Genomic DNA, 512 nt, shown 5'->3' with positions numbered 1-512 from the left:
GAACCAAGCGAGGTCCGGCGCCTCCGCCAGCTCCGCGTCCAGCACCACCCGCACCGAGCCGGGCGGGGCGTTCACCAGCCCGAAGGGCGTGACGCTGCCTGGCGTGACGCCGAGGGTCGCGACCAGTGCCTCGGCCGAGGCCATGCTCACCTTGCCCCAGCCGGCCGCGCGGGCGAGCGCGTTGACGGACACCTTCCGCTCCGCTTCCAGCACGGCCAGGGCATAGGGGCCCTCGCCCTTCGCGGGGGCAAGAAACAGGTTCTTGGAATGCGCGCCGGGCAGCTCGTGGCGCACGGATTCCGATTCCGCGACGGTGAAGACCGCCTTGTGCTCGACGTTGCGGAACTCGATGCCGGCCGCCGCGAGGCGGGCCAGCAGCCCATCCGGGGTTTCCATCAATCCAGCTTGATGCCGTTGGCGCGGACCACCCGGCCCCAGGTCTCGGTCTCGGTGGCGAGCCAGGTCCKGAAGGGCGCGGGGCCGATGGCGCGGATCTCGGCGCCCAGCTCGCC

Annotated in this window: 1 protein-coding gene; it reads right to left on the bottom strand. The window is 72.4% G+C overall.

Annotated elements, in window-relative coordinates:
* Window positions 1–396: YbaK/EbsC family protein (locus AC1DWF_RS38860; RefSeq protein ID WP_476843713.1), on the bottom strand; the 396-nt coding region annotated here is incomplete at its 3' end.
* Window positions 397–512 lie beyond the last annotated feature (116 nt).

The organism is Aminobacter sp. P4_D5 (genome assembly GCF_056401815.1).
Note: the sequence above shows the minus strand (reverse complement) of the source record. Positions and strands in the feature narration are given on the sequence as shown.